The organism is Allorhizobium sp. DMC15 (assembly GCF_056314065.1).
This window is the reverse complement of sequence record NZ_JBQUZB010000006.1, coordinates 1-25,708: the sequence shown is the minus strand read 5'-3', so window position 1 is coordinate 25,708 and position 25,708 is coordinate 1. Positions and strand designations below refer to the sequence as shown.

General features: G+C 60.3%; 21 protein-coding genes, 1 tRNA gene and 2 pseudogenes. 10 read left to right on the top strand and 14 right to left on the bottom strand.

The features are described from left to right. Window positions 1-167: 167 nt before the first annotated feature. Window positions 168-521 (bottom strand): annotated as a pseudogene (locus ACT53S_RS21375) (DDE-type integrase/transposase/recombinase); the annotation flags it as partial. Window positions 522-669: 148 nt separating this feature from the next. Here ACT53S_RS21375 and ACT53S_RS21370 point away from each other — a divergent pair. Beyond that, a pseudogene (locus ACT53S_RS21370) lies at window positions 670-1,034 on the top strand (SDR family oxidoreductase); the annotation flags it as partial. Window positions 1,035-1,055: 21 nt separating this feature from the next. On the opposite strand, the gene ACT53S_RS21365 reads toward ACT53S_RS21370, so the two are convergent. Further along, window positions 1,056-1,754 (bottom strand): FadR/GntR family transcriptional regulator, encoded by a 699-nt coding sequence (locus ACT53S_RS21365; RefSeq protein ID WP_476068500.1) that lies wholly within the window; start codon window positions 1,752-1,754, stop codon window positions 1,056-1,058. A gap of 154 nt (window positions 1,755-1,908) precedes the next feature. Between ACT53S_RS21365 and ACT53S_RS21360 the strand changes: the two genes are divergently transcribed. The 5 genes from ACT53S_RS21360 (at window position 1,909) to hydA (ending at window position 6,921) form a co-directional block, all read left to right on the top strand. Continuing rightward, window positions 1,909-2,703, top strand: coding sequence for an ABC transporter substrate-binding protein (locus tag ACT53S_RS21360; protein WP_476068499.1), 795 nt, complete (start codon window positions 1,909-1,911; stop codon window positions 2,701-2,703). 63 nt (window positions 2,704-2,766) lie between these two features. After that, window positions 2,767-3,438 carry an amino acid ABC transporter permease gene (locus ACT53S_RS21355; RefSeq protein WP_476068498.1) on the top strand — a complete coding sequence of 224 codons (672 nt, stop codon included), beginning with the start codon at window positions 2,767-2,769 and terminating at the stop codon, window positions 3,436-3,438. Then, window positions 3,438-4,184, top strand: coding sequence for an amino acid ABC transporter ATP-binding protein (locus tag ACT53S_RS21350; RefSeq protein ID WP_476068497.1), 747 nt, complete (start codon window positions 3,438-3,440; stop codon window positions 4,182-4,184). Before ACT53S_RS21355 ends, ACT53S_RS21350 begins: the two co-directional genes overlap by 1 nt. Before the next feature lie 31 nt (window positions 4,185-4,215). Continuing rightward, window positions 4,216-5,487, top strand: coding sequence for a cysteine desulfurase-like protein (locus tag ACT53S_RS21345; protein WP_476068496.1), 1,272 nt, complete (start codon window positions 4,216-4,218; stop codon window positions 5,485-5,487). A gap of 21 nt (window positions 5,488-5,508) precedes the next feature. Beyond that, window positions 5,509-6,921 (top strand): dihydropyrimidinase, encoded by a 1,413-nt coding sequence (hydA, locus tag ACT53S_RS21340; protein ID WP_476068495.1) that lies wholly within the window; start codon window positions 5,509-5,511, stop codon window positions 6,919-6,921. Here the strand turns inward: hydA and ACT53S_RS21335 are convergent. From ACT53S_RS21335 to ACT53S_RS21315, 5 genes are read right to left on the bottom strand one after another with little or no spacing between them, the layout of a single operon-like run. Further along, window positions 6,918-8,387, bottom strand: coding sequence for an aldo/keto reductase (locus tag ACT53S_RS21335; protein ID WP_476068494.1), 1,470 nt, complete (start codon window positions 8,385-8,387; stop codon window positions 6,918-6,920). The two genes, hydA and ACT53S_RS21335, sit on opposite strands and share 4 nt — an antisense overlap. A 10-nt stretch (window positions 8,388-8,397) precedes the next feature. Further along, on the bottom strand, window positions 8,398-9,357 hold the full coding sequence (locus ACT53S_RS21330) for a branched-chain amino acid ABC transporter permease (RefSeq protein WP_476068493.1): 960 nt from the start codon (window positions 9,355-9,357) through the stop codon (window positions 8,398-8,400). Next, a complete protein-coding gene (locus ACT53S_RS21325) occupies window positions 9,354-10,265 on the bottom strand; it encodes a branched-chain amino acid ABC transporter permease (protein WP_476068492.1) in 912 nt (303 codons plus the stop codon). Before ACT53S_RS21325 ends, ACT53S_RS21330 begins: the two co-directional genes overlap by 4 nt. Continuing rightward, window positions 10,262-11,008 (bottom strand): ABC transporter ATP-binding protein, encoded by a 747-nt coding sequence (locus tag ACT53S_RS21320; protein ID WP_476068491.1) that lies wholly within the window; start codon window positions 11,006-11,008, stop codon window positions 10,262-10,264. The genes ACT53S_RS21325 and ACT53S_RS21320 overlap by 4 nt, the downstream gene beginning before the upstream one ends. Further along, the gene (locus ACT53S_RS21315; RefSeq protein ID WP_476068490.1) at window positions 11,005-11,817 is read right to left on the bottom strand and encodes an ABC transporter ATP-binding protein; all 813 of its coding nucleotides are present in this window, start codon (window positions 11,815-11,817) and stop codon (window positions 11,005-11,007) included. The genes ACT53S_RS21320 and ACT53S_RS21315 overlap by 4 nt, the downstream gene beginning before the upstream one ends. 95 nt (window positions 11,818-11,912) lie before the next feature. Here ACT53S_RS21315 and ACT53S_RS21310 point away from each other — a divergent pair, with 95 nt between their 5' ends. Genes ACT53S_RS21310 through ACT53S_RS21295 form a run of 4 tightly spaced genes read left to right on the top strand, consistent with a single transcriptional unit; the run spans window position 11,913 to window position 15,322 of the window. Next, complete coding sequence (locus ACT53S_RS21310) at window positions 11,913-12,626, top strand: GntR family transcriptional regulator (RefSeq protein ID WP_476068489.1); 714 nt, start codon at window positions 11,913-11,915, stop codon at window positions 12,624-12,626. A gap of 12 nt (window positions 12,627-12,638) precedes the next feature. Continuing rightward, window positions 12,639-12,989: a TIGR04076 family protein gene (locus tag ACT53S_RS21305; protein ID WP_476068488.1), complete on the top strand. Its 351-nt coding sequence runs from the start codon at window positions 12,639-12,641 to the stop codon at window positions 12,987-12,989. Window position 12,990: 1 nt separating this feature from the next. Further along, window positions 12,991-14,037 carry an aldo/keto reductase gene (locus ACT53S_RS21300; RefSeq protein ID WP_476068487.1) on the top strand — a complete coding sequence of 349 codons (1,047 nt, stop codon included), beginning with the start codon at window positions 12,991-12,993 and terminating at the stop codon, window positions 14,035-14,037. 19 nt (window positions 14,038-14,056) lie between these two features. After that, a complete protein-coding gene (locus tag ACT53S_RS21295) occupies window positions 14,057-15,322 on the top strand; it encodes an ABC transporter substrate-binding protein (RefSeq protein ID WP_476068486.1) in 1,266 nt (421 codons plus the stop codon). A 447-nt stretch (window positions 15,323-15,769) separates the two neighbouring features. Here the strand turns inward: ACT53S_RS21295 and ACT53S_RS21290 are convergent, their stop codons facing one another. From ACT53S_RS21290 to ACT53S_RS21260, 7 genes are all read right to left on the bottom strand, one after another. Beyond that, window positions 15,770-18,445 carry a caspase family protein gene (locus tag ACT53S_RS21290; RefSeq protein WP_476068485.1) on the bottom strand — a complete coding sequence of 892 codons (2,676 nt, stop codon included), beginning with the start codon at window positions 18,443-18,445 and terminating at the stop codon, window positions 15,770-15,772. Beyond that, window positions 18,402-18,740, bottom strand: coding sequence for a hypothetical protein (locus ACT53S_RS21285; RefSeq protein WP_476068484.1), 339 nt, complete (start codon window positions 18,738-18,740; stop codon window positions 18,402-18,404). Before ACT53S_RS21285 ends, ACT53S_RS21290 begins: the two co-directional genes overlap by 44 nt. Before the next feature lie 61 nt (window positions 18,741-18,801). After that, window positions 18,802-20,430, bottom strand: a complete 1,629-nt coding sequence (locus ACT53S_RS21280; RefSeq protein WP_476068483.1) for a hypothetical protein — start codon at window positions 20,428-20,430, stop codon at window positions 18,802-18,804. Next, window positions 20,414-21,715: an MBL fold metallo-hydrolase gene (locus ACT53S_RS21275; RefSeq protein WP_476068482.1), complete on the bottom strand. Its 1,302-nt coding sequence runs from the start codon at window positions 21,713-21,715 to the stop codon at window positions 20,414-20,416. The genes ACT53S_RS21280 and ACT53S_RS21275 overlap by 17 nt, the downstream gene beginning before the upstream one ends. Continuing rightward, a complete protein-coding gene (locus tag ACT53S_RS21270; protein WP_476068481.1) occupies window positions 21,712-23,772 on the bottom strand; it encodes a S8 family serine peptidase in 2,061 nt (686 codons plus the stop codon). Before ACT53S_RS21270 ends, ACT53S_RS21275 begins: the two co-directional genes overlap by 4 nt. 502 nt (window positions 23,773-24,274) lie before the next feature. Beyond that, window positions 24,275-25,464, bottom strand: a protein-coding gene (locus ACT53S_RS21265) for an IS3 family transposase (protein ID WP_476068480.1) whose coding sequence is annotated in 2 segments (ribosomal slippage) — window positions 24,275-25,215 and window positions 25,215-25,464 — 1,191 coding nt in all. Because the reading frame shifts where the segments join, the coding sequence is not laid out codon by codon here. Window positions 25,465-25,631: 167 nt separating this feature from the next. Beyond that, a tRNA-Met gene (locus ACT53S_RS21260) sits at window positions 25,632-25,708 on the bottom strand.

The following is a 25,708-nucleotide window of genomic DNA, read 5'->3' as shown; positions in this document are numbered from 1 at the left end:
TTCCCACACCAACGTTACGTGGGTTTTGCATGGAGATACTGCGCGATCATTGCGAAAGCTTCAGTGCGCGCGCTGGGCCCAATCCCGAAGGCTCGTTCACCGATCCGTGCTTCGGGTTTATCGCAAGCCTTTTATAAGGTTGAGACTAAGCACGATTGGTGGCATTTTCACGCATAGATAACTTTTTGAAATTCGAAGAAGCGCTCGCGCAGATCATTCTGATCGTTCACGCCCTGCCGCCCGCGAAACGAAATCCCTTCTTCAGCGACAACATCGCCTCAAATCCAGCAAACGTTCGGCGCGCGGTGTTGCAAGATTGGAAGCCGCCGATTCTTTGCATGTTCTTCTTGACCCGGAGGTGGTCGCTCTCGTTACCTTGTTGAAGGTGCTTGGTGGGATAATGTCCAGGCTTTGGATGCAGAAGCCCGTCATCGATGACCGTCTTGATCGTCCGTGGGGAAGGTGTTGGCGCCATCGGCGCCGATCTTTTTGGGGGAGAGTAGCGGCTCGCCCTTCAGCATTTACCGGAAGAAGCGCTCATGACCTGAGACCCTCCCACGGCACAAAGGGGTCAGACGCTTGCCGGCCGCGGACTGACAGCTCTCCCAGAGTGTTAAACGCAAAAACCGCCCACTACGAACCGCGTCGGAGGCGGCAGGCAAGAGGCGCATATCCTCCTCCGGCGTAGAGCAGCCGATCGCACGGCTGGCGCTGTCCAATGGCATCCGCTCGACCCTGATCGGCCGGTCAAAAACACTCGCTGCGTAAGTGGCCGCAGACGGCGTGACCGTGAACGTTCTTCTTCCCGGGCGCATCCACACACAAGGGTGGACGAACTCGACGCAGTTGCAGCCAGGCGCTTAGCCAAGAGTGTCGAGGCGATCGCCGCCGAATCCGCGGCCGTTATTCCGACAGGACGTTATGGCCGGCGGGAAGAATTCGCCGCCGTTGCCGTCTTCCTGGCCTCCGAGCCCGCGTCCTACGTAACGGGAAACAAGATCCGGGTGGATGGCGGGGCGATCAGATCAATCTGACGGCTTGCCTGGAGACGCGGCTTACGGCTCCAGCCCCGCGCAGCGCGCCGTGTTGCGGATATGCGTTTCCATCTCGAGTTTCGCCCGTGACCCGTCATTGGCCCTGAGTGCCGCAATGATCTTGCGGTGCTCGCCGATCGATTCCCGCATGCGCTCCGGGTCGGTGATCGGGATCGGCTGACGTTGGGTCTCTGTCACCTGATCCCGCACTGTTTGATAAAGCGCCTTCAGCATGGCATTAGAGCAGGCGGAGACGATGGTACCGTGAAACTCGAGATCCGCCTCGACATTGGCCAGAAGATCCTGGCTCGCCCAGCACTCTTCCATCGTCCGCGTCGCCTGCTCCATCTTGTCGAGCTGCAACTGGGTCAGACGCCCCGCGGCCAGCCGGGCAATCTCCCCCTCGAGCAAGATGCGGGTCTGGAAGACGTCGAACACGGAATAGCTGTCGGAATAGCGCCAGGGCGCCATGTGACCGGCGGCACCCGAACTAGGCGCAGAAGGACTTGCAACGAAGGTGCCCCGCCCCGCCTCGGTCTTCAACAGACCCAGTGTTTCCAGCGTCAGCAGCGCTTCCCGCAGAGAGGCCCGGCTGATGCCGAACTTCTGGGAGAACTCGCGTTGTGACGGGATTTTCTCCCCCGGCTTCAACTGCCCGGACTGGATCATCCCCTGGATTTCGCGTGCCACGGACTGCGGAACGAGCGTCTTGTTGAACATGCGGTCCCTTCCCCGGCGGCCTGTATCGTCGCGTAATCTATTTTTTTCGCCATCCTCTTGCCAAGCACAAAGCAGCATGCTTGTTTGGCCTGACTGGTCTGACCAGTTAGACCAATGTAGATTGAGTCATGTTCAAAAAACAAGGGGAACTCTCATGACACGCTCATCCGCTTTCAAGGCAACGGTACTCGCCGGCTTGCTCGCCGCTTTCGCCACCACCTCCCATGCAGCCGATCTGACCGTCGGCGCCAACATCGGCAACGTGCCGTGGGAATTCGAAGATGCCAGCGGCAAGGTCGCGGGCTTCGAAGTCGACCTCGTCAACGAGATCGCCAAACGCCTCGGCAAAACCGTCGAATTCGTCAACACGCCCTTCAACGGTCTCTTCCCGGCCGTCCAGTCGGGCCGCATCAACATGGCGATTTCCTCGATCACCATCACCGAGAAGCGCCTGGAATCGGTGACCTTCGCCCAGCCCTACTACGACAGCGACCAGTCGCTCACCGTAACGGCCGCCTCCGGCATCACGGGCCTGAAGGACATGGGCGGCAAGGTCGTCGGCGTCGACACGGGCTCGACCGGCGACATGTGGGCCGACGGCCACAAGGACGAATACAAGCTCGGCGAGATCCGCCGCTTCGAAGGCCTGCAGCCGGCCATGCTCGATCTCGTTGCCGGTCGCGTCGACGGCTACATCTCCGACATCCCGGCCCTTCTCTACTACGTCAAGGACAAGCCGGAACTGAAGGTGGTCGAGCGCATTCCGACCGGCGAAAAATACTCGATCATGTTCAACAAGAACGACCCGCTCGCAACCGAGGTCAACGCCGTCATCACCACGCTCAAGCAGGAAGGCTTCATCGCCAAGCTGCACGAGACCTGGTTCGGCGCCAAGGCCGAGGACACGACCTCGACGGTGACCGTACTCGACATGCCCAAGGGCAAGTAACGCTCGAAACGCGACCGGCGGAACAACCTCGTTCCGCCGGCCCGCCACGGGAGCCGATGCGGCATGACACTCATCAATACCTTCTTCAACCTGGACGTCCTCACCGGCAGCCTGCCGGCGCTGCTTTGGGGTCTTCTGGTAACGCTCGAGATCGGGATCACGAGTATCCTGGTCGGCCTCGCCGGCGGCCTGTTTCTCGCGGTCACCCGTCTCTACGCGCCTGGCTTCATCAAGCTCCTGATCCGCATCTACATCGACATCTTTCGCTCGATCCCGCTGCTCGTGCTGCTGATCGTCGTCTACTATGCGCTGCCCTTCGTCGGCATTCGCCTGTCGCCATTTCTGTCGGCGGTCACGGCATTGTCGCTGGTCTCGGCCGCCTACACGGCGGAAATCTTTCGCGCCGGCATCGAGGCGATCCCGCATGGCCAGTTCGAAGCCTCCGCGGCACTTGGCCTCTCCAACCAGCACACCATGATCGACGTGATCCTGCCCCAGGCGATCCGCATCGTCATCCCGCCGCTCACGAACAACTGCATCAACGTCATGAAGGACACGGCACTCGCCTCAGTCGTTGCCATGCCGGACCTCTTGAAGCAGGCGACGCAGGCGCAGGCCCTGGCCGCCAACCCGACACCGCTGATCGGAGCCGCCCTGATCTACGTCGCGCTGCTCTGGCCGATGGTGGCCGTGGTCTCGCGCCTTGAGAAACATTTCAGCCGAGGGAAACGCTGATGACCGAAAACGAGGCCCTCATCTCCATCCGCGGGCTCACCAAGGCCTACGGCACCTTCACCGTCCTGCACGGCATCGACCTCGACATCGCTGAAGGGGAAGTCGTTTGCGTCATCGGTCCTTCGGGTTCGGGCAAGTCGACGCTCATCCGCTGCATCAATCATCTCGAAGCCTTCGCCCCGGAGAGCCGGATCACCGTGGACGGCATCCGAGTGGAGCCGGGCCCGAGCCTTGCCAAGGTCCGGGCCGAGGTCGGCATGGTCTTCCAGTCCTTCAACCTGTTTCCGCACATGACCGTCTTGAAGAACGTCATGCTCGCTCCGATGCGGGTGCGCGGCACACCGGAGGCTGAGGCCGAGCGCAAGGCCCGCGAGCTGCTCACCCGTGTCGGCATCTCGGAGCAGGCGGAGAAGTTTCCTGGACAGCTCTCCGGTGGCCAGCAGCAGCGTGTTGCCATTGCCCGGGCGCTGGCGATGGAGCCGCGCGTGCTGCTCTTCGACGAGCCGACCTCGGCGCTCGATCCGGAAATGGTCGGCGAAGTGCTCGACGTCATGCGCAAGCTCGCCGGATCGGGCGTCACCATGGTCGTCGTGACCCACGAAATGGGTTTTGCGCGGCAGGTTGCCGACCGGGTGATTTTCATGGATGGCGGAAGGCTGGTCGAAAGCGGCACGCCTGGCGAAATTTTCGATGCCCCCAAGCACGAGCGGACGCGCGGCTTCCTCCGCGCCGTTCTCAACCACTGAACAAGAAAAGATACCGGAGGAAACACCCCCAATGGCCAACCCGTCTTCAAAGCCGCTCGACCTCGACTATGTCCGCAGTCAGTTCCCCGGCCTGTCCCGCGGCTGGACCTTCTTCGACAATGCCGGCGGATCACAGATCCTCAAGGGCGCAGTCGAACGCATCAACACCTTCCTCTTCGAGAGGAATGTCCAGATCGGCGGCTCATACGCGGTCTCGCAGGCTGCGGCCGCTGCCCTCTACGAAGCCCGCACCGCCGCCATGCACCTCGTCAAAGCCGATCGACCGGAAGAGATCGTCTTCGGGAATTCGACGACCGCGCTTTTGCAGAACCTCGCCCGGGCCATGCACAGCCAGCTCTCGGAAGGGGATGAGATCATCATCACCATCTCCGACCACGAATCCAACATCGGGCCCTGGGACCGGCTGCAGGAACGCGGGATAGTCCTGAAGATCTGGCCGCTGAACAAGGAGACGCTGACCCTTGATCTTGCCGACCTCGCCCCCTTGATGAGCGAACGGACGAAACTCGTCTGCGTCACTCACTGCTCGAACATCCTCGGCTCGATCAACCCGATCCGCGAAATCGCCGATTTCGTCCATGCCCGGGGCGCCAAGATCTGCGTCGATGCCGTCGCCTATGCCCCGCATCGCGCGGTCGATGTCCAGGCCCTCGATGTCGATTACTACGTCTTCAGCCTCTATAAGACCTACGGTCCGCACTACGCCCTGATGTATGGCCGATATGACCTGTTGCTCGAGCTCGACACGCTTTACCACTACTTTTACGGCAAGGACAAAGTCCCCGGCAAACTCGAGCCGGGCAATCCCAATTATGAGCTCGCCTACTCGACCTGCGGCATCGTCGACTATTTGGTGAGCCTCGGAGAGCGGGTCGGCGAAACCGGCTCTAATCGCCAAAAGATCGAGGCGGCTTATGGCGCAATCACCGCCCAGGAAAATGTCCTGACCGAGCGGCTGCTCACCTATCTGCGCTCGCGCAATGACTGCCGCATCATCGGCCAATCAATCAACCGAGACAGTCTGCGTGTGCCCACCATCGCCTTCCGCTTCGACGGCCGCGATGCCGCCGATCTCTGCAAGGCGATGGATGCGCAGAAGATCGCCATGCGTTTCGGTGACTTTCACTCGCGGCGGCTTGCCGAATATCTTGGGCTGACCGACCATGGCGGCATGCTCCGCGTCTCGATGGTGCATTACAACACGATCGAAGAGGTCGACCGGTTCACGGCAGCCCTCGACGGGATCCTTGCCGGAGAAGCAGGCCTTGCCAAGGCAAGCTGAGTGTCAACGAAAGGAAGGCTGATGCGCTTCGATACGGTAATCCGCAATGGAACGGTGGTGACGGCAAGCGATACCTTCGTCAGCGATGTCGGCATCAAGAATGGCAGGATCGCTGCGCTTGCAGCGGAGTTGACGGATGCCGATGAAGTCATCGATGCCACGGGTCTCTTTGTCCTACCCGGCGGGATCGATAGCCACGTGCATCTCGACCAGCCCTCCGGCGACGGTATCGTGATGGCGGATGATTTCGACAGCGGCACCCGCTCGGCGGCGATTGGCGGTAACAGCACGGTGCTCGCCTTCTGCATGCAGGAGAAAGGCCAGTCCCTGCGCGAGGCTTTGAAGGTCTATCACCGGAAGGCCGAGGGCAAATGCCATGTCGACGTCTCTTTCCATCTCGTCATCACCGATCCGACGGCAGAAGTGCTTGGCCAGGAACTGCCCGCCCTCGTGGAGGACGGCTACACCTCGCTCAAGGTCTTCATGACCTATGAGGGACTTCGCCTGCGCGACGACGAGATCCTCGCGACCCTCGATACGGCGAGACGCACCGGCGCGCTGGTCATGGTCCATTGCGAAAACGAAGATGCCATCCGCTATCTGATCGGCCGGCACGAGGAAGAGGGCAAACTTGCTCCAAAATACCACGCCACGACCCGACCGGTGGCTGCCGAACGCGAGGCGACCCATCGTGCCCTGTCTCTGGCCGAAATCGTTGACGTGCCTATTGTCATCGTCCATGTCTCCAACCGCGAGGCGATGGAAGAAATCCGCCGGGCCCGGCAACGTGGCCAGAAGATTGCCGGCGAGACCTGCCCGCAATATCTGATGCTGACGGCCGAGGATCTTGATCTCGAAGGGCTCGATGGCGCGAAATTCGTCTGCTCGCCGCCACCGCGCGACAAGGCGAGCCAGGACGCCTGCTGGGAGGGCATCGAGCAGGGTGTCTTCGACCTCTTCTCCTCCGACCACTGCCCCTTCCGTTTTGATGATCCGGAAGGCAAGCTGAACGAGAAGGGCAAACGCCACTTTCGCTGGATCCCGAACGGTATCCCTGGCGTTGCCACGCGCCTGCCCATCCTGTTTTCCGAAGGCGTGATGAAGGGCCGGATCGACATCAACCGCTTCGTCGCGGTGACATCGACGAATCACGCCAAGCTCTACGGCATGTACCCGCAGAAGGGCACGATCGCCATCGGTTCCGACGCCGACATCGCGCTCTGGGATCCGCGGGAGCGCGTGACCCTCACCAACGAGATCCTCCAGCACGGCGCCGACTACACGCCGTATGAAGGACTGGAGGTGAGAGGTTGGCCGGTACGCCTGCTCGTTCGCGGCCAGACGATCATGGAACGCGGTTCTGTCGTGGAGGCCGGGCAAGGACAGTATCAGAGCCGCAAGCGCTCGAACCTGATTGCCGTCGTCCCGACCTAAACCACGGCTTCCGCTTCAATCTCGACTTCGTAATCACCGACAAGCGCACCGGCTTCGATCAAGGTGTTCGCCGGAAGCACATCGGAGAAGAAGCGGCCATGGGCACGAGAGACAGGCTCCCACTGTGATGCATCTTTAAGATAGATCCGCGTACGCACGACATCTTCCATCCTTCCGCCAAGCGCGGAGATGGAAGCCGCGATCTTGTCGAGAATATAGGTCGCCTGCGCGCCCGGATCGCCGGGCGCCACGCAACGATTGCTGCCGTGGGTCGCCGTCGTGCCGGATACCAGGATCCGGTCACCGACCCGGACGGCGCGGCTGTAGCCGGCCAGCGGCTCCCAGATACTGCCGGAGGAAACACGCATCCGATCGTCGCGCCCCGGCACGGGAACCGCCCTGTAGACCGACGGGATCGCATCGAGGTGATGGCTGAGGTCGCCGGATGCGGTCAGAAAGGGCGGCTTGCGATACTCATCGCCGCAGTCGCCGGGAATGGATGTGGCTTCCGCAAAGACGTTGTCGAGCAGAGCCCGGTCATCCGCATCCAGTTCGAAGGTAAAGACCTTCAGATTGTCGTCGCGATGCTCGTTTTCACCCAGTCTTGCTCCAATGATCGTCGCGGCAACGGCCGGGTGTTCGAGAACCCAGCGGCTCGCCACATTCGAAATCGAGACCCCGTGCTTGCGGGCGATCGTGGATGCCGCCCTCAGAATACCCTGATAGACGCTCCATCCGCCGGCCGCATCGATGAAGCGTTTGTATTTCGACCGGCTCCAGTCCGCGATCGACGTGGGTTCCGGCTGGTCGAGCCACTTCTCCGACAGGAAGCCGCCGCAGAGCGTGCCATAGGCCAGGAGCTTCACGCCGCGCTTGAGGCACAGGGACGACAAATCGCCGGCGGCGCGCCTGTCGATCAGGGAGAATGAGACCTGGTTGCTGGCGATCTCGATCCCGTCCGACAGGGCGAGATTGAGATGGGCGGCATCGAAATTGGTGAGGCCGAGGGCGCCAATCAGGCCCTCCTCCTTCATCACCTGCATTTCATGAAGCGCATCGAGCCAGGCAGGATGTTCGAATGTCCACCAGTGGAACTGCAACAGGTCGACCTTGTCGACGCCAAGACGGGCAAGCCTGTCCTCCACACCCCGGCGCACCACATCGCGCGTCATCGGACCGGGCTCGGGGCACCATTTGGTAAAGGCGACCGGTCGCTTTCCGCCAGCAGCATAACGCTTCAGAAGATGGCCTGTGATGATCTCCGCTGATCCATAGTGATCGGCCATGTCGAAGCTGTCGAACCCTGCATTCGCGTAAGCCTGAAGTGCGTCAGCCCCCTGCTCCGGATCGACGGTGGCACCATTCTTTTCGATATCGGCAACCTGCCAGAGGCCGCAAACGAGGCGGCTGATCGACAGGTCCGGCGTGAGATTGATGCGTTCGGGGTGCTGGGACACGGAGATCATTCCTCGATGGTCAGGATTGTTTGTTGCGGTTCAGGCGGGCGAGCGGGCTCACCTCGCCGAACAGGCCGCGCGGACGCAACAGGAGCATGAGGCAGAGCCCGACGCCGATGGCGACAATCTGCAAGGCGGCGGCGCGCGCCTGTTCCTCGGGCGGAACGAAGGCGGAGACGGCAGCGGCCGTGAGCGCCCAAAGCCCCCAGACGAGAATGGCACCGGCAATCGCACCACGATTGTTGCCGGAGCCGCCGACAATCAACATGGCCCAGACCTGGAAGGTGAGGACCGGCATATAGTTGTCGGGTGCGATGAAGCCGATGAAGTGGGCCTGGGCGGCTCCGGCCAGGCCCATGATGGCGCCGCCGACGGTAAACGCCTGCAAGCGAAAGCGGACAGGCCGCTTGCCAAGCGCCTGGGCGGCCACCTCATCTTCCCGGATCGCCCGCAGGACGCGTCCCCAGGGGCTGCGCGACAAATGCTGCAGCCCGAGATAGAGGACCAGCACGACAAGGGCCATGAGGCCGCAATTGGCAAGACTGAAAAGCAGCGCATTGCCCTGCAGATCGGCAAAGGGACGCGGAATGAAGCCGATCCCAAAGGCCCCGCCTGTCAAGCTTTGCAGGTTGAGCATGCAGAGCTGAACGGTGACGGCGACGCCGAAGGTTGCGATGGCCAGGTAGTCGGATCTCAGCCGGATCGTCAGCGCACCGACGGCCCAGGAAAGCGCGCCTGAGACGATGGCAGCCCCAAGCCACCCGACGGCAATCGGCATGCCGAAGCCGCCAAAGCGCTCTGCCGTGTCCGGCGTCGTTAGGATCGCCGAGGTATAGGCGCCGACCGCAACAAATGCGGCGATCCCGACATTGAACAGTCCCGTCATGCCCCACTGAACATTCAGCCCCAGGCAGATGATCGCATAGGTGAAAGCCATGGTGAGGAAGAAGGCGCCATAGGCGATAAGATCGATGCTCATGTCGCTTTTCCGAACAGGCCGCGGGGGCGTACGAGAAGAACCGCAATCAGGATAGCGAAGGACACCGCCGCCCGCCATTCGGCCCCGATGAGCTGGACCGTAAAGGCCTCGGAAAGACCGATGAACAGACCGGCAATCATCGCGCCCGGAACCGAACCGATGCCACCGAGAATGGCGGCCGCAAACAGGGGCAGCAGAAGATCATGCCCGAGATAGGGGCGGATCTGGATGATCAGGCCGCTCATGATGCCAGCGATGCAGGCAAGTGCGGCGCCCAAGAACCAGGCCGTTCGGATAACCCGGCGGACATCGATACCGGCGATACCGGCAAGGCCGGGATTTTCGCTGACCGCCCGCATGGCCCGGCCGATATCGGTCCGCGTCATGACGAGATGCACGGTGATGACAGAGACCAGCGCCACGGCCAGCATGGCGAGCTGGTCCGGCGTGGCTCTAAGACCCAGCCCCAACTTCATCGCAATCTGCAGCGCCTGGCTGAAATAGGCGGGCTTCGAGGTAAAGAGAAATTCGAGCAGGCTGCGTAGTGCAAGCGACGCGCCAAAGCTTGCCATGACCATGATGATGATGGCGCTGCCGCGTCGCCGGAAGCTCGAAAACAGCGCTGCGTCGACGGCCAGTGCAAGCAGGCCCGTCAAGGCGATGGCGAGCACAGCCGCGATCGGCAGCGACCAACCGAAGGAGAACGGCACAATCGGCGTGGTGAGCCCCGATGCCAGCACGCCCAGCGCGCTGCTGATACCGAGCGCGAGGTAGGCACCCCAGGACAGAAGCTCGCCATGCGCAAAATTGGAGAAGCGCAGTATCGAATAGGTGAGCGTCACGCCGACCGCGCCGAGGCCAATGATCGCGCCTGCGATCAGCCCGTCCATCAGGAATTGCGGGTTCATGGCGCGACCTCACTGGCAGCGTGCCCGGTCGTGCCGAGATAGATCTTGCCGATGAGTGGATCATCGGCGAGATCGGCAGGTGTCCCTTCGTGGCGGATCTGCCCTTCGGCCAGAATGACGGCGCGATCGGCAATCGCCATGGCCGCCTTCACGTTTTGCTCTACCAGCACGATCGTCACGCCCTCACCATTGATGCGCTGGAGCATGGAAAAAACCTCGCCGACGATCTTTGGCGAGAGGCCAGCAGATGGTTCGTCAAGGATGAGCACCGGCGGATTGAGCGCCAGAGCGCGCGCCACCGCGAGCATCTGCCGCTGACCGCCGGAGAGCGCGCCCGCCAGACGCTTCGGCTTGACGGCAAGATCCGGAAAGCGCGTCAGTATCGTCTCGATGGCAATGTTGCGTTCAGATTTCGGCAGAAGCGCCACGGCGATCTGGAGGTTTTCCAGAATGCTCATGGTGGCAAAGACATTCTCCGTCTGCGGCACGAAGGCCAGACCTTCGGCCAGTTTGCGGTGCGGAGCGACATCCGTGATGTCCCTCCCCGCCAGATGAATCCGACCCGAATGCACCGGCACCATGCCGGCAATCGCCTTGACGAAGGTGGATTTGCCAGCGCCGTTCGGGCCCAAGAGGATGACGAGTTCGCCCGGTGCGACGGAAAAGTCCACGCCGCGAACAATGGGAAGGACCGGCTCGTAGCCCGCGACCAGCGCCGAGGTTGTGAGAACCGGCTCGATCATGCACCACCGCCAAGATAGGCTTCGATGACAGCAGGATCGGCGGCCACATCAGCCGGCGCCCCCACGGCAAGCAGCTTGCCGAGCGCCATCGCCACCACCCGCGAGCACAGCCTCGATACCATGTCCATGTTGTGTTCGATAAGGAGGATAGACTTGCCCTCCGCGTTGAGCGCCACCACCCGCTCCATGATCACTTCGAGCAGTGCCGGATTCACCCCCGCAGCCGGTTCATCGAGCAGGATCACCTGCGGATCGGCCATCAGCACGCGCGCGAGTTCCAGAAGCTTGCGCTGCCCGCCGGAAAGCACGCGGGCGGGTTCATGGGCCAGCCGCGACAGCGTGACGAAGTCCAGGATCGCATGCGCCTTTTCAAGAGCTGCCTTTTCTTCGTGGCGCACCAGGCGAGCTTTGAGAAAGTTGGCAAACAATCGCTCCCCCGTCTGCTTTTGCGCCCCAACCAGCAGGTTCTCAAGCACGCTCATTTCCAGAAAAGGCCGCGGAATCTGAAAGGTCCGCGCGACCCCATGGGCGATCCGCTGCTCCGGCGCTTGGCTTGAGACTTCGCGCCCCTCGACCCAGATCTCGCCAGAACTGGGCTTGAGGCTGCCCGCAAGCAGATTGAACATGGTGGTCTTGCCCGCACCGTTCGGGCCGATCAGGCCCAGGATCTCGCCCGGGGCGAGCTGGAGCGACATATCGGAGACCACGGTCAGCCCATCGAAATGTTTCGTCAGATGCCGCGCCTCAATGGCAGGCGATGCTGCGGCACTCTGAAACGATCGTGACGGTTGAGAATGGGCGGCAGCCATCTTCAAAAATGAGCCTTGATTTGATCCGTGATGTTTGATCAAACTTTACACGGACGCGAAAATCAACCGATATTTCCGGGAGGCTTGGAGGCGGGATGACGGACACGATTGGCCAATCGGACGACTTCCTCACACCTGTTGGCCGGGAAACCTTGCAGGACCGCGTCTACGATCAGCTGCGCCGAACTTTGATCAATGGCGGCTTTGCCGCAGGCGACATGCTGCGGATCGTCGACATGGCAGATCGCCTGAAGACGAGCACCATGCCGGTGCGGGAAGCGCTCGGCCGGCTCGTCTCCGAACAGGCGCTGGAGGCCCTTCCCAATCGCTCCGTCCGCGTCCCGCTGATCACCCGGGAACGCCTCGATGACCTGGAGCGTGCCCGCATCCTGATCGAGGGGCGTCTGGTGGCGCTCGCCTGCCATCGGCTGACGACGGAAGACATCGAAAGCCTGAAACAGATCAACCGGGATTGCGAGGCGGCGTTCGAGCGGCATGGCCAGGACGTCGGCCCAGTGACCTCTGAAATCAACCATCGCTTCCATTTCCAGATCTATCGGGCCGCCTCCTCGCGTGTGCTGATCCCGGTGGTGGAAAGCCTCTGGCTGCAATCCGGTCCGGTGGTCCGGGCCGCCGCCCATATCCACGACGAACAAGGCGGCCTTGCCGCAACGAACCACCACTGGACGCTGATCGAAGCACTCGAGGCGCGCAATGAAGAGGCGGCGGTCAACGCGCTTTCCAATGACATCGGCCGCTCGTTCGATCTTGTGCGCGGGCGTCTCGACGCCGGCGAACAAGCGGCGTGAGGGAGAGCACAGATGAGCGGCACCGACGACACATTCGAGCTCTTTGACCTGCGTGTCGAGGTGGTGATCCCGGAGGGTGGGGCCGTCTACTGCGGCGCCAAGCCCGGCGACTTTTTCGAGCTGCAAGGCGAAATGCTCTATCTTCCGCCGGGCCAGGGACTGTCGATCTACTCCCTCGCCTCTGTCCTTCCCCTGCTGGCAGCAAAACAGCGACCGACCCATGCGCATGACTGGATGACGACGGATACGGATATTGCCTGTCCGGATCCCAACTGCTCCACCCGATTGCGGATCCGGCGCACAGGCCTTCGCCGTTTCAGCCATGCCGCCACGACAGCCGTGCCCCTCGAAGGAAAAGAGTAACATGCAGCGTATCTCCATTGCCCCCGGTTACGAGATCTCCCGCGTCATCCGCGGTGGATGGCAGCTTGCCGGTGGCCATGGCGCCATAGATGAGGAGACGGCCATCGAAGACATGGTGGCCTTCGCCGATGCGGGCATCACTGCCTTCGACTGCGCGGACATCTACACCGGTGTGGAAGACCTGATCGGGCGCTTCCGGCTGCGCTACCGCGACATCCGAGGTCGGGCAGCACTCGACCGCATTCGCGTCCATACGAAGTTCGTACCCGATCTCGGCGTGCTCCCGACGATCACCAAGGCCTATGTGGAAGGCGTGATCGACACGTCGCGCAAGCGGCTTGCAATGGAGCGACTGGATCTCGTCCAGTTTCATTGGTGGGACTACGAAATGCCTGCCTGGCTCGACACCCTCGGCTGGCTGAAAGAGCTCCAGCAGGATGGGCGGATCGACAAGATCAGCGCCACGAATTTCGACAGCGAGCATGTCACGGCGATCCTCGATGGCGGGATCCCGCTGACCTCACTGCAACTGCAATATTCGCTGCTCGACCGGCGCCCGGAAAAGCGCATGGTGGAGCTTGCAGCCCGCCACGACTTCGCGCTGTTCTGCTACGGCACGGTCGCTGGCGGTTTCCTCTCCGACCGCTGGCTCGGCAAGGCGGAACCGGAGCATCCGCTCGAGAACCGATCGCTGACCAAATACAAGCTGATCATCGAAGACCTTGGCGGCTGGGATCTTTTCCAGGCTCTGCTGTCGACGCTTCGCAAGGTGGCCGACCGCCATGCAACCGACATCGCAACGATTGCCAGTGCCGCCATGCTGCGCCGGCCCGGTGTGACGGCGGTGATTGTCGGCGCCCGCAATCGCGATCACCTCGCCTCCAACCTCGCCATCTCCGATGTCGTCCTCTCAGATGCCGACCTGGCGGAGATCGAGACTGCACTCTCTGGAGCACGGGAACTGGAAGGCGACGTCTATACGCTCGAGCGGGACCGCACCGGGCGGCACGGCAGCATCATGAAATATAATCTCAACAAAGGGGAATGACATGTACAAGGGATATCAGATGAAACGCCTCGTCCTGGCTTCAACCATGCTTGCGGGCATTGCGGTCGGTGCAGCTCCGGCCTTTGCGCAAGAATGCGACATCACCGTCGGCGTCGTCATGGAACTGACCGGCCCCGCCGGCGAATACGGCAAGGCAGGCGCGAAATCCGTCGAAATGGCCTTCCGCGACTTCAACGACGCAGGTGGCGTCGGAGGCTGCAAGCTGGTCATGGACACTCGCGACAGCCAGAGCCAGGGCAACGTCGCCGTCGACCAGGCGACACAGCTCGTCAACATCAAGAAGGTGCCGGTCATCATCGGTGGCATCATTTCCTCGGTCTCGATCCCGATCCTGACCTCCGTCACAGCCCCGGCCGGTGTCGTTCAGGTCTCGCCCGCATCCTCATCCCCGACGCTCACGGCACTCGGCCGCGAGGGCAAGACCAACGGGGTCTTCTTCCGCACTATCACCTCGGACGCGCTGCAGGGAACGGCGGCTGCCAAATATGCGCTCGATCAGGGCATGAAGAAGATCGCCATCATTCACGTCAACAACGACTTCGGCAACAACCTGATGCAGGAGTTCACGGCCGCCTACACCAAGCTCGGCGGAACGATTACCTCGACGACCCCCTATAACGAGAAGCAGGCGAGCTATTCCTCCGAGGCTTCGGTCGCGATGGAAGGGGAACCGGATGCGCTCTACCTCGTCTCGACGCCGGTCGATGGCGCAACGATCGCCCGTGCCTGGATTTCAGGCGGCGGCGTGCAGAAGTTCCTGTTCAATGACGGCATGAACTCCAAGGACTTCATCGCGAGCGTCGGCCCGCAGTATCTGAACGAGGCCTATGGCACATCGTCCGGAACCACGCCGACGGCCTCGACCGAATACTTCAACGCAAACTACGCCGAGTTCTCCGGAGGCATCGAACCCTCTGCCCCCGCGGCCGATCGATCCTACGATGCCGGTGCCATCGTCGCCCTCGCCATCGCAAAGGCCGGCAAGGCCGACAAGGACGCGATCAAGAAGGCGATCTCGGACGTCACAGCACCCGGCGGCACGCCGATCTACGCCGGCAAGGCCGAATTCGAGAAGGCGCTTGGCCTGCTCAAGGACGGCAAGCCGATCAAGTACGAAGGCGTTATCGGCCCGGTCAGCTTCGACCAGTACGGCGACATCACCGGCCCCTTCCGCCTCTGGAAGATCACCGACGGCGAAGTGACCACCGTGGGCCAGATGGAATCCGAGGCCGTAGCGGAGATCAAGGCCACGCTCTCGAAGTAGTTCTCGCATCGGAGACAAGATCAAAGGCGGCTCGTCAGGGCCGCCCGATACCGCAAGGGTATTGCTCTGATTGCTCTTGTACCAAACCTTGGACCGCCGGAAGCGTATCCAGACCGGACTTCGGCGAGTCCGCTTGCAGAAACGCAAAAACCGCCCCCGTTTATACAGAGGCGGTTTCGGATTTGTTTTAGATATTTATGGTTGCGGGGGCTCGCAACCAACGATTCCTGCGATTGGTTGAGGGACCTGCTCCGAGATTAACAGCATGGCCGCACTCCGCCCAGTTGCTTAGTGATTTGCCTGTGTTATGCGCCGAAGCTTGATCCGATTAGGTCGCCAGCGTGAGCCCGGCCGACGCGCTTTGATCGACCAACACCCGCCGGAACCGATCGTGGTGCCGCTGGAGAATCGAAGACGTCCGAGAGCCGGGAACGAATCGGCACGATCTCACCCGCCCGATTGCGAAACCTCATTCGCGGAGCGCTTTGTACGTGCAATTTGCGACTCGACAATGAGTACGCCCAATGAAATCCGGAGCTCCGGTTCCAGAGTATCAGATCGGGCACGCCGCAATGCATCAAGCAGGACCTCATACTTGGACCGCGGCCGACTCGCGAGGTCCGCGACAAAGATCGCTTGCTCGACATCGCGTGCCCTCGCATCGGTGCGCAATCCGGCGAGGCGTTCAATCCATGAAGGTACGGGATTGCCAGCTTCGACCCGCTGCTCCTGGTAGAGGAGCGCCGGAACAATAAATTCGCGCAAACTCGGGTTCGCCACGTGTCCGCGAAGGACCGCAATGTCTTCGCTCAAAAGTTTGCGCGTGCGGCCAAATTCCGCCAGCGCTACTAACCAAGGGCCTGCGCCGACTACAATTGTAACGCCGGGCGTTGGGCTCACCGAAGTGCTGGAATCATCAGGCGTGTAGGGGGCGGCCGCGAACGCTTGTGCTCGCACCTTCGCCAGCATGTCGGCGGTATCCAGGCGTTGGCGCCCCAGCACCCCGTACATCTCGGCGGTCATCATCGATCTTGGCGTGACCGAATTCGCGGCACGCTCGATGAGTCCGTATGCAACGGCCCGATCGGCATCCGGTATCTGACTCATCGCGTGTGCCAATACTCTGGCGAGTTCGCTGTCCTCAAAGTCGAGTTCGCTCTTTTCGGAGGCAGCCTTAGCACTGACGATTAACGCACCAAGTACGGCCGGCGGAAGCGCGCGAGCATCCGCCGCACCGATCAGAAAATGCGTATGGTAGCTGTTGGGTACCGTCCCCAATTGAGCGAAGAGAGTTGCAACGTCGGCCACCAGCGCTTTGGCCCTCGGACTCGCGTCAAGACCCGCCAGGATTGTCCGAAACGCGACGCCTTGAGCCGGCTCATCGGCGTTACCGTGAAATCGTTCAAGCGCCTCGGTTGCGGCCTTTAGGCGCGCCTCACTGTCCGCAGGCAGGCGACTGAGTGCTAGACCGATCATCTCGGAATATCCGACATTAACCAAGGCCAGTAGATGTGCTCGATCCGCTTCATCAAGTGCTACCATTCCACGATCGATACGGGCAAGAGAAATGACACGAAGAGTATCGGCAACAGAATTGAGAACACGGTCACGCGCGCCACGTCCCCGCTGCGCATCAGTGTTGTGAACCAACCACTCCTGTGTCGCCTTCGCAAAACCGAGGAAAGCGGGAAACACTTCAACCGGATCCAGCGTCGCTGAGTAGGACAACGCCGCGGCATAGCTTTCCATGTTTGCAGGGCTGAGATCCAGGATTTCAAAATCCATACGATTGACATCAAGCTGCACCAACTCATGCGAGCGCCTGTCCATGCCCGGGACGTGCGGGAGAATCCCAACCAACGTGTGCGGATCGCCTACACTAAGCGCCATCCAGGCAGCCCGCTCGACGTCTAACGGAGTAGGTGCAGAACCGAGAGCTGGAGGTATGTCGCCGATGAGCGTCGCATAGTGGGCGGCGGCCGCGGGATCGAGCCCAGCAAGTATCGCCGTGAACCACGTCCGATAGTCCTCCATGTGCGTCCAGACACCACTCGTATATCCAGACTGGAGCGGCGCCGATGCTGCAGGATTGTTTGATAGGTTCGCAACAGCAATCCCCGTATCGACCCTGTCCAACGGAAGGAAGCGTAGGAGGGGCTCAAGAGACCGGATACCGTGCCGTACCAACAAAGTGCCGGTCGCACCCGGCTCGACATAGTATAAGAGAGCATAGGCGAAAAGGAGAAGCGCAACTCCTGTCGCGATGATGCCGACCGCGATTTGACGCAGGCGACGCAGCACTGTGCCAAGAATCGTCCGGCCCCGAACCCGCTGCGCGGAATTTGCGACTGGCAATGTCACCGAGGCCCGTGCAATGCCCCCCTTTACGGGCTCCTGATGCTCGCCATTCTTATGCTCATACACATACAGCGGCACCTGCTCGCAAAGAGCCGGAAACAACTCGGCATCGACATCGATGCGGTCCTTTCGACCGCTAAAGCTCGCGGAGCTGCCGGTATTGAGCAGGTCGATCAGGTGAGCGGTGAATACGCCTCGTTCAACTCCATCATCCTCCCAAGTCCGCTGCTTCTCCCGCGATGAAGCGACGTAGAGCCGCGCGACGCTCTGTTCAAGTGCGTCGAAGAACGTCATGTGACGCACCAGTCCCTCAGCGAAGCAACAATCGAGCACGAGTATCGTCCGCTCGGCGACGATCGAGCCGAGAAGTCTATCCAATCTTCTAACATCGAGCAGCGGCAGACATTCCCCGCCTTCGCTGGGCTGGGCGATCAGCCCAGCCGATGAATCGTCCACCCATCCGTGGCCGGACATGAAGATCCAGCACAGGTCATACGGTCCCTGCCTGGCAAGTGACGTCAGGCCGGCTTCAAGGGCAGCAGCCGTCGCCTCCTGCTCCTTGATCCTGACGATGTTGAGCTCTGCCGGCTTCCAGCAGGTCCGAAGGTATTGCTCGATGTCATCCGCGTCGTTGACGGCGTATCGCAGTCGGCCAAGGCGCCCAACGACATCTCGGGAATACGCCCCAATGCCAACGATGAATGCCCCTACCCTTGCCATCTCACCAAGTAAAAAAGTTTCGGATGCTCGGCGCGGGCTTTGCAATCACATTCCTCGACCCCGGTGGCTGCGGCACACTCGTTACCAGCTTTTGCAAAATCAGTGGGGTTGAAATCCCAACGTGCAGGGCAACGATGCCTTCCGCGCGCCCTCCGAAGTAGAGCCAGGTGATGAACCCGCCGGCAATGACCATGGCCATCGTAATTCCCCAGTACAAGGGGCTTTTTCGATAGGTAGGAAGTTGCTCCGCTTCTCGAAGGTTCCACCAGTGGAGCACCTCGGCGAGTACGCCGCCGGCGCAACCAATGCCAAACACCGTCCACGCTCCGTCAATGACCATTGTCAGCCCTTATCCCCAAACTTTGCCCATAAGCGTCCAAATCCAATCGGCTGCCTGCTCTCTACATCTCGTCCGGCAACTCGAAACGCATGCTAATTCTTTCCCGGCGCCGCCTGATCCCCGGCCCTGCGTCCAACGACAAGGGTGTCGCTGGCATGGCGTCATTTTGAATGGCTGCCATTACCTTGAGCATTGTCTCGATCTCAGCCGCCTGAGGATCGGAAGGGCCTTGGTGGTGACTTCCATGGTCGTGCCCGCCAATGTGCTCGTCGAGCGAGATGCCGACAAAGGGCTCGTCGACCTTTACCCAAGGAGCGTTGACCTCAAACCAATCCACGCCATGGAGCGAACGAGGTTTGACCGCTCCGGGCCGCGACGCCTCCTGCGCCCTGAACCAATCTTCAATCCTGTCGTCCACCCATCCATGGAGGCGCCAGAATACCGGGTTGACGTGTGATGAATAGAACTCACCGAGAAAGTCATACTTTGGCGAACTCCACTTCTCCGAGAAATCGAATGTTGGGCGCGAGTCGGGTTCGCCCGTTTCCGAATCGATGATCAGTTCTCCCGTTTCCGGATCCCGAGCTGGCGTCATCCAGCGGTTATGCATCGCGTTGTGGATAGTGAACTCCAGCAGGTTCCCCAACGCTCCCAGGCTCAAGCTCGCGAGCACGGAGGGACTTGTATAGTTCGCCTCCCATTGGCGCATCACGGTCCCAAAGTAATCAGGCGTCTTTACCCAATCACCGGCCGGTGGCACCATATTGCCTGACGCTGTGACATCTCGCTGGAAGATGGTCTGCCCAGAGTGACCGGTGCTGGGCGAATAAACGATTTGGGCAGTATCTGCGGCGGGAATACGCTTCCATGACGGGGGTGGCGGGAGTCCCTGCCCGTCATAGTCCCGGTGCACCATCTTGATCATCCAGCGATGCATGAAGAGAAAGTCTTCGCCTGCACCATTGTCCAAGATGAGAGTGTTTCCATCCGTCCGTTTTTTCCGCGGCGGCCGAGCGACTCCCCACCCGAGATCCGCTATCGCCGTTCGAGTGGCCTCTTTCTGCAGATTAGGCCATTGGCCTCGAACCGTGTGCCACGTGGCATGCCAGAGGCGATGCCATTTGCTAGAAAGCATGACGATCGTCGATGGCAGCAGCGCCACGCCCGGAATATCTCGCGGCTCAACAAAATCCCGTTGTACGGCAATGACGCTGGCCGTCGCACCTGCTTTAGCGTTGCCATGATCCTTTGCGCGCATGACGGACCCGACCAGACACTTGCGAGGACTCGTGCTTTCCGGCCACTGCCTCGCGAGCGTCAGTTCATAGACATACTCAAATATCTCAATGGCAGATCCCTTCGCGCCGGCACCGCGTAAGCGGATCAATGGTGGCTCCCGCGTGACCAGTTCCCCCTCAATCATCATCACCGCCCGCGCGGAATCGTCCTCGCTTGTCGGCCAGGACAGGATACCGGTAATCGTCCCATTGAGCGCCGCTACCAGCGTCAGCTCCGCTTCCGCGAACCGCAGTTTACCGAAGTCGTCGACAATGTCGGGTTCGTTCAGGAAGCTTCGGTAGGTGTAAGTGCCGGTGATCTCCGTCGGCTCCATAAGCTTCTCCTCGCTGCTGCGCCCTGTTGCTTGACCGAAAACAATCCGACCACGGCCGAAATTAAACTTCGAGTTCAATGCTGGCGTCCTTGTTGAACGCAAGCGACAGCGCGCCGCCGGATTGCCCCTGCAGTTCGGCAGCTAGGTCCTCGACGGCAACGAATGCTTCGTAGTTTTCGCTGCCCTCAACCAGACTGTCGGAGGTAGTGCTGAACCAGAAGGTGAAGGGCTTTCCGTCCGCCTCGGGAGCCAGGGCGCGCTTGTCTACGGGACCGAGGCGTGAGTTATAGATCTGCTGGATAACCGATAGCTCTGGATTTCCACTGGACCCGTTCCCGCAGAAAACATAGTGGTCGGCGGACACCTTCTTGCAAAACGCTTCGTCGACATTGTGTTCCGAGCCATGGTGCTGAACCTTCAGCACATCGACATGGCAGTAGCCATCGTCTAGGAAGCCCGCGAGTTCAAGTCCCTTCAGAATGATGTCCTGCTGGGAGTCGCCGGTCAGCAAAAGACGCTTGCCGTCGTCTTCGACCATGAACATCAACGACGCGATGTTCGGTGTCGTAACGCCCTTGAAATCCTCGATCCCGTTCCAGTCCCTTAGGTTGAATGCGTCTTGACCGAAGGCATCTACCTTACGCCTGATCTCTGCTCGCAGGTCGCGCAAGCGCTTGCGATTGTCGACGTCGCGCAAGAAATTGTTCCACCCTTCTCTCAAGGCCTCAAGTTCGGCCGCCGTAGGGCCGATAATAGTGAAACGCAGCGATCCAACCTTGAAGGATTTCTGTCCCTCCCGATACATGAGCAGCTTTGGCTGGTCCCGCGACCGTGGCAACTTATTGACGGGGATATTGAGTAGTTCCGCCGAGGCGTAGCGGGAGACCTTGATTGCTTCCGGGATCGAAACGGCAATCTGCTGCATTTCCGCACCAAGTTCGACAAGTTCCGGCACCGAAGTTGCGAGCAACGCTGGAGCTGCCGCCGCGAGCAGGCTCTCGATATCGCCAGCATTCTCTCCCACCTGATCGCGGAACGCGTTGTGCCAGATGCCGCCGATTTCCGGCGGGCGAGGCACCTTCGGCGCGCGAATCGGTGTTCCGTTCTCTTTGTGGTGATCGAAGAGGCGCCACTCCAGCTCATCTTCGAGCAACTGAAGGACTCCAGAAATGTGGTCCTGATCGATGTGCGATACGTAGATGTAGTCCAGTTTCACGCCTTGATCTCGGAGCTTGGAGAGCTGTTGACGAACGCTGTTCCTCATACTGGATGACATGCCTCCATCGCAAAGGATCCGGCCGTTTTCGGCACCTTCGAGCAGGAGGCAATCGCCCTTGTCGGATTGGAAGATGTGAAGCTTCATTGGGTGCCCCTCACCTCGACGCGTTCGTTGAAGGTCCGCGCTTCATCGACAGCCGCCGCAGGATCGATTACGCCAAAGCCGGCGTCATTGCGCCATTCATATGAACTGCCTGGAAGGGGGCGGGCTGTCCGTTGGAGGATGCCAGAGCATTGTGCTGACGTCAGATCCTTGTTGACAGCCAGCATCAGACCGACGACGCCGGCAACAAACGGACTGGCCATGCTGGTGCCGGTCATGCCGATCCACTGCTCGTTGTCCTCAGTGAACCCCTTGGCGGCAACGATGTTCGTTCCAGGCGCCGCGATGTCCGGCTTGGTACGATCATCACGCGTCGGCCCTTGGCTGCTAGATATGTTCATGCGCTGCCGCGCTTCGTCCAGATTCGCAACAGCGATGACGCGATGGGCACAGGCAAGGGAACTGATCGAGTGCGAGTCTACATTCGACCCTTCCGAAAAGAATGACGGGAACCGATAGAGTCGCAGGCCGCCATGCACACCGATATCGATCGGATCATCCCGTTCTATCCAGCAGTTGAAACGCCCGTTTCGTATCTCATCTCCTACGAGCCTTACCTTCCAAACCCCGGCCTCTACTCCCCGCAAACTGTCCGCCTGCAGATTAGGTGTAAGATAAATGGCTGCGTAGTTGCTACCGTTAGTCGGGTGATAAAGCTCGTTGTAGATCGAGACGGTCGTCCCGCTAGTCAGACGTCGATTCTGGACATACTCTCGAGGGTGAACAGTGATCCAATCGGCGCCAGGGCTAGGCGGCTTCACCATGACAGTTATACGATCCTGAGCGCCGTACCAGATCTCCAGCTCATTCTCGGACATGTCCTCGATACCATTGCCGACAACAGTCCATTCGAGATCGACGGTCAGGCCACGTGAGGCAATTCGGCCGCTCGAATGAATGCGGCCCATGATGAATCCCAAATCTTCTGCGGTCTCCCCCTTCTCTTGGCCTGCGTTGCCCGCCGCCACAGAAATGGCCCGACCAGGCGTGGCGAGCAGCGCGTCAATCCAGCGGCAGACACCATTCGAGCCATCGTGACCGGCGCCATTCGTGCCGAGACTTATATTGATCGAGATGGGTTTGCCTTCGCGCTCGGCAATTTCAAGCAAATACTCGACGGCATGAACGATCCGCGTCGAGTCGCTGAAGGTTGCACGGCGTTCCTCCATTTCATCCTCGAGCCGCGGAACTGATATCAGTACGGCCGCGATTGTCGCCTTGGGGCACACACCGTTGTTGCCGGCCGCTATGCTCGCCACGTGCGTGGCATGCGAGCTTTCCGATCGCTGTGACTGCCGCTCCGCGAAGGTAGCCGGAAACCCTCCCTTTTTCTTCGCTGCGACAATTGCTCGATCCATCAGATCCTTTGTGAGTTCGCTGCCATAATCGAATCGACTCCCGCCATTTTTGGAGGGGGGCTCGCGAAAATCTCCGCCTTGGTCCCAAATGGACAGAAACCGTGTCTTGCCGGCATCATCGAGAAAGTCGGCATGCGCAAAATCAAAACCGCCCACGTCAATGATGCCGATAATCACCCCCTCACCATCGCGATGGGCTTTGCGCAACGATGCCTCAGCATGAAAGCGGGTATTGGGGGCAGAAGCCAACTTGGGCGAAACGACCGGTCTGTCGAACGTCAGCGGCTCAGAAGGATGGACGAAGGCGACGTCTGGATCTGTCTCAAGCTCTGCAAGAGCCGTGATCGGCACCGTTGCTGAAACAAAGTTTCGCCGTACCAAGACCTGCCCACCCAGCAAGGCCTTGTCCAATGCTTTCGTGCCGACTTGGCCGGCTTGCGCGATCCGCCTGACGTGCTCTGCGGCGGCCTGCTCGGCCTTGCCATTGTCGTCAAGCCCTCCATCCCGATAAAGCTCAACAAAGACGTTGACATAGGACTGGTCGGCCGGCGTGGATGCCGCGAGTTTGGGCCGCTTTGGCAAACGTGTGCTTGCGAGGGTCTTTTGTGCATTAATCGGTAGGTTCGCGCGAAACAGAGAAAGATCGAGGTTCGCAGGGATGCCCAGCGACTCGGCGGACAAACTCGGATCCGTTGCAACTGTCGAACTGATATCAGATCTGAGGAGATTGACCGTTGCCGCTCCGTTTTTCAGGCAGCGCAGCCGCGGGTGAAGCCTACGAGAAGTCTCATCGCTAACTGCCACTGCCTGCCCCCCCCGAAAAGACCCAGTGTAGTAACGAAGATGTGCGTCAACTGCATGTTCGCGCTGCAGCAACACAACCTTTGAGTTAATACTATTGGTGGCATAAACACCTGTTTAATGCAACAGCTGGTGGCGATTAATTGTACATTTCGAGGGTCCGATCAGCGAAGCGCGGCAGAAGCACTTCACAGAATTGTTCGGGAGCAGATCCGAAGACCTCCAAATTCTTGACAAGCAGGAGAAAACGCTCAATTCGGCCATCGCCGCGAGCGTAATCAATTTCAGTCCGATCGCAAGCTCTCACAACCATTCCAGCGTGTGTCGATCAGTTGTACTCAGTCACCTCGACTTTCAACTTCCGTGACCTTGCCCCCAAGTTTTATCCAGTTTTGAGTTCGCTCCGGCGGTTTTGGGTTGCGGTATTGTGGGCGATAGCGGCGGGTTGCGGTGCGGAGCCATTCCGGCTGCGCAGCACCGCATCACGTCGCGGGTTGATGGTTTGAGCGAACTCGGCCGGTGAGAGCCAGCCGAGGCCGGAATGTGGTCGATGATCGTTGTAGTCGTTACGCCAGCTTGAGAGCGCTGATCGGGCATGGCTCAGTGACGAGAAGAGCGTCTCGTTCAGGAATTCATCCCGCAATCGGCCATTGAAGCTTTCGATGAAGGCGTTCTGGATCGGCTTGCCAGGCGCGATGTAGTGCCATTCTACCTTGACCTGGTCCGTCCATTGCAGGATCGCGTTGCCGGTGAACTCGCTCCCGTTGTCACTGACGATCATCTTAGGCTTGCCACGCTTCTCGATGATCCGATCCAACTCACGGGCAACGCGCAGGCCAGAAAGCGATGTATCGGCGACGAGGCCCAGGCATTCCCTGGTGCAATCATCAACGATCGTCAGCACCCGGAACCTGCGGCCATCGGTGAGCTGATCCGACACGAAGTCCAGCGACCAGCGGTCATTGGCCGTCATTGGGACCAGCATCGGTGCTCGTGTGCCGATCGCTCGCTTGCGGCCGCCGCGCTTACGCACGGTCAGCTTCTCCTCCCGATACAGCCGGAGGAGCTTCTTGTGGTTTACGCGGTGCCCCTCGCGCTTGAGAAGCACATGAAGGCGTCGATAACCAAAGCGGCGGCGCTCATGCGCCAGCGCTTTCATCCGCTCGCGAAGGTCATGGTCATCGCTACGCCTGGTTTCGTAACGAACCGTCATTCGGCAAAAGCCGCTGGCTTTACACGCCCGCCGTTCGCTCATCTGGTGATGATCCATCAGATGCACGACAGCTTTCCGCCTTGCTGCGGGCGTCACCACTTCTTTCCCAAAAGATCTTTCAAAGCTGCATTGTCGAGCATCGCATCTGCCAGGAGCCGCTTCAGCTTCGTGTTCTCGTCCTCCAGCGTCTTCAGCCGTTTGGCTTCCGACACGTCCATGCCGCCGAACTTCGCTTTCCATTTATAGATGCTGGCATCGCTGACACCGTGCTTGCGGCAAAGCTCCGAGACCGGCGTCCCCGCCTCGTGCTCCTTCAAAATGCCGATAATCTGTTCGTCCGTGAAACGGTTGCGCTTCATTCTCTGGTCCTCTCGATGGGCCAGAGCTTACTTCAAAATGGATTAGTTCACCGGGGCAAGGTCACACGATATCAGTTGCTTAGCGGGGCAAGGTCACAATGACGGCTGGCATTAAACGCAAAAACCGCCCCCATCAAATGGAGGCGGAGAGACTTTTATGTTTGAACTGGTTGCGGGGGCAGGATTTGAACCTGCGGCCTTCAGGTTATGAGCCTGACGAGCTACCGGGCTGCTCCACCCCGCG

Coding starts and splice junctions, on each gene's coding strand:
- ACT53S_RS21300 (WP_476068487.1), top strand. CDS start 12,991: ATGCAGCGTATCTCCATTGCCCCCGGTTACGAGATCTCCCGCGTCATC.
- ACT53S_RS21345 (WP_476068496.1), top strand. CDS start 4,216: ATGGCCAACCCGTCTTCAAAGCCGCTCGACCTCGACTATGTCCGCAGT.
- hydA (WP_476068495.1), top strand. CDS start 5,509: ATGCGCTTCGATACGGTAATCCGCAATGGAACGGTGGTGACGGCAAGC.
- ACT53S_RS21320 (WP_476068491.1), bottom strand. CDS start 11,008: ATGATCGAGCCGGTTCTCACAACCTCGGCGCTGGTCGCGGGCTACGAG.
- ACT53S_RS21360 (WP_476068499.1), top strand. CDS start 1,909: ATGACACGCTCATCCGCTTTCAAGGCAACGGTACTCGCCGGCTTGCTC.
- ACT53S_RS21350 (WP_476068497.1), top strand. CDS start 3,438: ATGACCGAAAACGAGGCCCTCATCTCCATCCGCGGGCTCACCAAGGCC.
- ACT53S_RS21305 (WP_476068488.1), top strand. CDS start 12,639: ATGAGCGGCACCGACGACACATTCGAGCTCTTTGACCTGCGTGTCGAG.
- ACT53S_RS21295 (WP_476068486.1), top strand. CDS start 14,057: ATGAAACGCCTCGTCCTGGCTTCAACCATGCTTGCGGGCATTGCGGTC.
- ACT53S_RS21315 (WP_476068490.1), bottom strand. CDS start 11,817: ATGGCTGCCGCCCATTCTCAACCGTCACGATCGTTTCAGAGTGCCGCA.
- ACT53S_RS21335 (WP_476068494.1), bottom strand. CDS start 8,387: ATGATCTCCGTGTCCCAGCACCCCGAACGCATCAATCTCACGCCGGAC.
- ACT53S_RS21325 (WP_476068492.1), bottom strand. CDS start 10,265: ATGAACCCGCAATTCCTGATGGACGGGCTGATCGCAGGCGCGATCATT.
- ACT53S_RS21285 (WP_476068484.1), bottom strand. CDS start 18,740: ATGGTCATTGACGGAGCGTGGACGGTGTTTGGCATTGGTTGCGCCGGC.
- ACT53S_RS21365 (WP_476068500.1), bottom strand. CDS start 1,754: ATGTTCAACAAGACGCTCGTTCCGCAGTCCGTGGCACGCGAAATCCAG.
- ACT53S_RS21330 (WP_476068493.1), bottom strand. CDS start 9,357: ATGAGCATCGATCTTATCGCCTATGGCGCCTTCTTCCTCACCATGGCT.
- ACT53S_RS21275 (WP_476068482.1), bottom strand. CDS start 21,715: ATGAAGCTTCACATCTTCCAATCCGACAAGGGCGATTGCCTCCTGCTC.
- ACT53S_RS21310 (WP_476068489.1), top strand. CDS start 11,913: ATGACGGACACGATTGGCCAATCGGACGACTTCCTCACACCTGTTGGC.
- ACT53S_RS21355 (WP_476068498.1), top strand. CDS start 2,767: ATGACACTCATCAATACCTTCTTCAACCTGGACGTCCTCACCGGCAGC.